A 3,015-nucleotide genomic window follows, 5' to 3' on the forward strand; every position below is an offset into this window, starting at 1 on the left:
CGGTGGTCATGCTTGCGTCCGCAAGAAAAGTTGCGGACGCAATAGTCTCAACTGCGGGGTCAGGCACCCAGGACGCCGATTTTCACGCGCTTACGCTGTTCCAACGGCTACTCAAGGTTGGCATGCGTCCGAGCCAGGCACAGCGGCAGGAGCCGGCTCATTGAACCGGAAAGAAGCCTTGGCGCTGCGCCAATGGATACGCGAGCTGAACAGGCTGGGCGAGCACTACGGCTATGAAGCGTTAGCCGGCACGCCGGACGAGCCAGCCCCCCGAGTACGTGGGGCGCCGGCAGGCCGGAGAAACACCCGCTCAGGTGATTGCTGCTGACTTCGGTACGCAGTCACCCACCTGCTGAGCCAAGCCTGAACAGGTTGACCTGAAACGGCATAAGCAGGAGCCGCCAGGCCCCTGCGCATTCAGCGTCCTTCCGTATCACTTGCACTGACTCGTTCAAACCCATACAACCAAGATGCTGGGCGCACCTTCGTGCCCGGCAGGAGGGTCCTATGCCTTATCCAAATCCATTTCGACGTGGCTACGACAAGCTGGCCATTCAACTGCACATCCAGAGTCTTCCTGAGCATCCCGAGCTGCGTGAGCTGTCCTACGTGATCCACGCTCAGGAAGGACAGCGCACGGTCATCATTGGCATACAGCCCACCCTGGAAGCAGCCCAGGACATCGTGCGTCGGCTGAGCTTCGAGACCGGGCATTTCAGTCGGTGCTGGGAGATCTGCATGGAGCATCTGCCGGAGTCCGTGGCGGACTACCTGTTTCTGCTCGCAGCAGCCGATAAGCCGTCGACGTTGCGGGGGCTGCAGGTGGAGTTCTTCGAGCTATCGGCGCACCGCATGGTCGGCTGCAAACTGCTCAATACCCCCTGGAGCGATGAAGCGCTGTACATCCACGACACCAATTTGGCGCAGTTGCGTCAGCAGCAACTTGATTACGGCTTACCGGCGGAAGTGGTCGATATCCTGCAACTGGCGGGGCAAGCCGATGTGCGCTTCTTGCTGTTTGATCCCGATGCTGCCCGGCTCAATGGGTTACCGGTCTTCTCGGGAGTGGCCTAGTGGTAGCCGCTAGTGCTTGGCTGCCTTCTGGCTACGCAGCCGCTCGCTCAACTGCTCAACGATGCCAACTACCAGTTGCCGATCATGGTCTTTAAGGCCACTCAGCAACTGGGCCAAGCGACTGGCCTGATCAGTCGTACGTAGACTGGCCTCACTCAAGAGCTCCGCGGCTTCACAGTCGAAGATTGCCGCCAACTCCAGCAGTCGCAGCACGGTGGGCATCACCACCCCCCGCTCAATCCGGGAAACGGCTTCATTTCCCACACCCAGCTGTTCAGCTACCTGTTCCTGGGTCATCTCGCAGCGCACCCGCTGCCTGGCAATCGCTCGACCAATAGATTCGGCCACGGCTTTCTGATCTGTATCGAGCATGATGCCTCCTCTGGGATTCACCCCAAATGGTTGGGCATCGACTCATTGACATGAAGAACACGGCAGGTCGAAAATCATCCTAATAGGTTGAAATGCGACCTCTTATGTTTGGTTTACATCCGTTTTTTCGACAAAAGGAAATGTCCTATGCGCAACACACTACTCATCGCTTCGGCTCTGGCCGCTGTGAGCATCAGCACCGCCCACGCGGGCACTTACGAATGGACCAGTGGCTGGGGGCAGGGCATCACTGAACACATCGTCGATGACGGTAATGGCAACGGCCTGAATATCTCTTGCTCCAGCGAGGACGATCAGGCGGTCAAGGCTTACGCCAGCATTCGTGGCAAGGAGTACTCCTCCGAAAGCGAGCAGGGCTTTGACGTGATCGTCGATGGCACCACCTTCAGCAACCCATTCTTCACCGATTGCCGTGCCTGCGGTGCCAACTTCCCAGGCTTCTGGGCTGCATTACGCAAGGTCAACAACCTGCAGATCAGCGCCAATGGCCAGACGGTGAAGCTTCCCACCAAGAACATCGCCAAAGTCCTGCGCCCCCTCAACAGCAAAGAGAACGCGTGCAAGTCGGCGTGGTAGCGCCGTTCACACCATCAGGAGAAACATTCATGGATCATGACGTTCAGCAAAATGAACCCGATGTACCAATGATCAGCCCCGCCGTAATTGGCTGGGCTATCGCTGCGGTAGTGGTTTCGATCCTCTTTGTCGTCAAGAACAACTCAGCCCTGGTACTTGGCGCGAGTACGTTCGCCAAGATTTGCGCGATAGCAGTGGGCAGCGTCCTGGGCCTCATCGGCGCCGTGCTGGGCGATGCGTTGCGCCGCTTTGCTCGCCCCGATGCGGTGTACACCCGTGGTGGAATGCTGCACCTGATCTGGATAAAGGTGTTCTGGATGATTGGCCCGCAGGTGATCGGTCTGATCGGTGGAATCGCCATCGGTTGCGCCATTGTGTTGCGCTGAGGACATGGGAATGCGAGCGATCTTAGCCGTAGTCCTGATGACCGTCCTGGTATCCGGATGCTCCGATGAGAACTCGAAAGTGCGGGGACAATTCATTGCCGGATGCATTCAGGGCGGAGCACCCAAAGCCATCTGCGCCTGCACGTTTGAGAAGCTGGAAGCAAGCTACAGCCCCGCAGAACTCAAGGCTTTCAACAAGCCCTACACGGCGCCGCCCGAGGTTTTTCTCAAGAGCATGATGGCCGCCGCTAGAGCTTGCGTGGCCGAGCAGTAAGATCATCCCCTGTGACCTCCTGCTGGCAGCCTCGAAAAGGGGGCCGCTGGTAGGAGGTTATTTTTTTGTTTCTTCGAGCAACCGTAGGTCTATACGCAACCCTGTTCCTGCTAGCCGATGAGTTGTACGACGCCGCCGACAACCGCCTCGGCGCGGTGATCGAGCTGCTGTCCACGCTGAAACTGGTCGAGCTGAATAGCGCGCCCTTCTGCGATGTGGAGGTGCGGCAGAAAACTTGGACTGATTAGACGATGATTCCTAGAGACCTACGGTGCTCCAAGGGGCTGCGTGAGCCAAGCGACATTTTGATCC

General features: G+C 58.1%; 6 protein-coding genes. 5 read left to right on the forward strand and 1 reads right to left on the reverse strand.

All coding sequences use genetic code 11. The annotated features are described in order from the left end of the window. The first annotated feature begins 507 nt into the window (after positions 1–507). Complete coding sequence (locus tag HNP46_RS35525; protein ID WP_184598966.1) at positions 508–1,074, forward strand: ABC transporter substrate-binding protein; 567 nt, start codon at positions 508–510, stop codon at positions 1,072–1,074. A gap of 9 nt (positions 1,075–1,083) precedes the next feature. Here HNP46_RS35525 and HNP46_RS35530 read toward each other — a convergent pair whose 3' ends face one another. After that, complete coding sequence (locus tag HNP46_RS35530) at positions 1,084–1,446, reverse strand: helix-turn-helix domain-containing protein (RefSeq protein WP_184598967.1); 363 nt, start codon at positions 1,444–1,446, stop codon at positions 1,084–1,086. Between the two features lie 147 nt (positions 1,447–1,593). Between HNP46_RS35530 and HNP46_RS35535 the strand changes: the two genes are divergently transcribed. From HNP46_RS35535 to HNP46_RS35550, 4 genes are all read left to right on the forward strand, one after another. Beyond that, positions 1,594–2,043, forward strand: a complete 450-nt coding sequence (locus HNP46_RS35535) for a hypothetical protein (protein ID WP_184598969.1) — start codon at positions 1,594–1,596, stop codon at positions 2,041–2,043. A 29-nt stretch (positions 2,044–2,072) separates the two neighbouring features. After that, the gene (locus HNP46_RS35540) at positions 2,073–2,429 is read left to right on the forward strand and encodes a hypothetical protein (RefSeq protein WP_221455240.1); all 357 of its coding nucleotides are present in this window, start codon (positions 2,073–2,075) and stop codon (positions 2,427–2,429) included. Positions 2,430–2,466: 37 nt separating this feature from the next. Beyond that, positions 2,467–2,703 (forward strand): hypothetical protein, encoded by a 237-nt coding sequence (locus HNP46_RS35545; RefSeq protein ID WP_184598972.1) that lies wholly within the window; start codon positions 2,467–2,469, stop codon positions 2,701–2,703. A 65-nt stretch (positions 2,704–2,768) separates the two neighbouring features. Further along, positions 2,769–2,951, forward strand: coding sequence for a hypothetical protein (locus tag HNP46_RS35550; RefSeq protein WP_184598974.1), 183 nt, complete (start codon positions 2,769–2,771; stop codon positions 2,949–2,951). Positions 2,952–3,015: the final 64 nt, after the last annotated feature.

Origin of the sequence: Pseudomonas nitroreducens (genome assembly GCF_014204515.1) — a bacterium.
In the GTDB taxonomy this organism is placed as follows: domain Bacteria; phylum Pseudomonadota; class Gammaproteobacteria; order Pseudomonadales; family Pseudomonadaceae; genus Pseudomonas; species Pseudomonas nitritireducens_A.

Coding starts and splice junctions, on each gene's coding strand:
- HNP46_RS35525 (WP_184598966.1), top strand. CDS start 508: ATGCCTTATCCAAATCCATTTCGACGTGGCTACGACAAGCTGGCCATT.
- HNP46_RS35530 (WP_184598967.1), bottom strand. CDS start 1,446: ATGCTCGATACAGATCAGAAAGCCGTGGCCGAATCTATTGGTCGAGCG.
- HNP46_RS35535 (WP_184598969.1), top strand. CDS start 1,594: ATGCGCAACACACTACTCATCGCTTCGGCTCTGGCCGCTGTGAGCATC.
- HNP46_RS35540 (WP_221455240.1), top strand. CDS start 2,073: ATGGATCATGACGTTCAGCAAAATGAACCCGATGTACCAATGATCAGC.
- HNP46_RS35545 (WP_184598972.1), top strand. CDS start 2,467: ATGACCGTCCTGGTATCCGGATGCTCCGATGAGAACTCGAAAGTGCGG.